At 71.4% G+C, this 2,098-nt stretch carries 2 protein-coding genes and 1 pseudogene; 2 read left to right on the top strand and 1 reads right to left on the bottom strand.

Going from position 1 to position 2,098, the window contains the following annotated elements; translation table 11 throughout:
* Window positions 1-133 (top strand): annotated as a pseudogene (locus G6028_RS17835) (bifunctional molybdenum cofactor biosynthesis protein MoaC/MoaB); the annotation flags it as partial.
* 50 nt (window positions 134-183) lie between these two features.
* Window positions 184-657, top strand: a complete 474-nt coding sequence (locus G6028_RS16550) for a molybdenum cofactor biosynthesis protein MoaE (protein ID WP_182639505.1) — start codon at window positions 184-186, stop codon at window positions 655-657.
* Window positions 658-662: 5 nt separating this feature from the next.
* On the opposite strand, the gene G6028_RS16545 is transcribed toward G6028_RS16550, so the two are convergent.
* Window positions 663-2,098: HNH endonuclease signature motif containing protein (locus G6028_RS16545; RefSeq protein WP_241730846.1), on the bottom strand; the 1,436-nt coding region annotated here is incomplete at its 5' end.

Raw genomic sequence — 2,098 nt, 5'->3', positions numbered from 1 at the left:
GGCGGGCTTCTCCGGACGTACCCTGGTGGCGAACCTCCCGGGCTCTTCGGGCGGGGTGCGCGACGGACTGGCGGTACTCGACGAGTTGTTGGACCACCTGCTCGCCGTCCACGCCCACGGTGGCGGGCACTGACCGTCCCCGCCCGCAGCCGCCCGGGACCGAACCGCGAGGAGGAACCGACCATGACCGTCCGCAGTCCACTCGTGCAGATCACCGAGACCGCGATCGACCCCCGTGAGGTCGAGAAGGCCGTCTGGAGCACCGCCGACGGCGCCATGGTCACGTTCTCCGGGGTGGTGCGCGACCACGACCACGGTCGCGACGTGCTCGACATCGAGTACTCGGCCCACCCCACGGCGCAGGACGTCCTCGAACGGCTCTGCGACGAGGTGGCGACCGAACACACCTCGCCCGACCTCGAGAAGGGCGGACCGCTCGACCCGCGGCGCTCCGTCCGCATCGGCGCGGTGCACCGAGTGGGGGTGCTGCCGGTGGGCGAGGTCGCCGTGGTGGTGGTGGCCGTGGCGCCGCACCGGGCCGAGGCCTTTGCCGCCTGCTCGGAGCTCATCGAACGACTCAAGCGCGGGGTGCCCATCTGGAAGCGGCAGCGCTTCACCGACGGCGTCTCGGAGTGGGTGGGCGTCGGCGACTGCTGAGTCGATCAGGCTGGCCGTCTGCGGGATCCGGGCCAGTGGTGACCCGGCGGGTTGACGAGTGTGCCGTCGTCGGCGATGGTGCGATCCGCGTAGGCGTTCCACTCGCGTTCCCGGATGGCGTCACGAGCACGGGCCAGGGGGCCCTTGGGTCTGGTGCGGTGTTCGTGCCCGGTGTCGGTGATGATGACGAGATCACCCAACGGCCCGGACCGGTAGGCGTTGGTCCCGAATGTCTTCTCCCGGTGGTGTTTCCGACACAGGCAGACGAGGTTCCACTCGGTGGTCGGCCCGCCGAGTTCAGGGTCCTTCTTGTTGAACGCGAGCACATGGTCCACGTCGCAGTCCTTGGCGGGAACCGAGCACCCCGGGTGCCGGCAGGTGCCGTCGCGCAACCGGATGCGCTCGGCCATCGCCGGGGTGATCACGTAGCGCAGGGCGTGTTCCGGGGAGTCGAGCACGCCCGGGGCAGGGTCGATGAGCTCGAACCGCACGCTCGCGTCGTCCCCCTCGAGCAGTTCCGTGCAGAGCCACTCGAAGCTGCTGTACGCGCCGTGGACGAACTCGACACGGTTGGGCAGGCCCCGGGCCGCGGAGGCGATCACGCTGATGCGGATCGGCTGACCGGCCCGCGCGGCGTTGCCCAGTGTGGGCCGGGGCAGGTCCGCGCCGACCCTGACGTCGCCGAGTTCGATGCCGTCGTGCTCGATACCGTCGTGCTCGGACGCGCGGGCAGCGGCGGAGGCGGTATCGGCCGCGGACCGGCCCGCATCAGACGGGTGGACGGCGAGCGCGGCGAGGGCGTCGGCGCGGAGCTGGTCCATGGGACGATCCAACCCGTCCGCCGAGGCGGCCGACGCGTCGGTGTCGATGCGACGCCGAAGGAGTTCGGCATCGGCAGCGGTGAGCCTGGCCCACATCGTGGCCATGCCGTTCCGTGCCCCGCGGAATCGGACCGAGCGGGTAGCGGCCGCCGCGGCGGCTGCATCCTCCGCGGCAGCCGGGTCGTGTCTCCCCACGGCATCATCGATCACGGAGTCCACCGCGGTGCGGCTCGGCCGGTCGCCACCGTCGAGGTCGTCCATGACACGCGCGACCACCTCGTCCTCCACGACCGACACGATCGCGTCGGGCACCTCGGCCAGGCGGCACGCGATATCGATCGCCAACTGCTCGGGCATCAACCCGCGGTCGATCGTGGACCGCAGACGGGGCAGTCGCCGATGGATCTGCGTCCCGGCCGTCACCAACCGCGCAGCGTGCCAACACGTGAGCTGACACGCCGCCACGAGGTGATCGCGGGCCCGCGCCTGCGGATCCAACCGGGCGTACGCGGGCCGGCGCGAACCGGCGCCCTCCTCGTCGTCCCGAGCCTGTTCGGACCGAGCGAACTGGTCGACCAGGACATGCGCCGCTGCCAGCCGCGTGGCCCCGGCATGGTTCT

The sequence above is a fragment of the Dietzia cercidiphylli genome (assembly GCF_014145145.1).
GTDB classification, from domain to species: domain Bacteria; phylum Actinomycetota; class Actinomycetes; order Mycobacteriales; family Mycobacteriaceae; genus Dietzia; species Dietzia natronolimnaea.
This window is presented reverse-complemented; position numbering and strand designations above follow the sequence as displayed.

Excerpts from the sequence above, each read along its gene's own strand:
- G6028_RS16550 (WP_182639505.1), top strand. The coding sequence starts at position 184 with ATGACCGTCCGCAGTCCACTCGTGCAGATCACCGAGACCGCGATCGAC.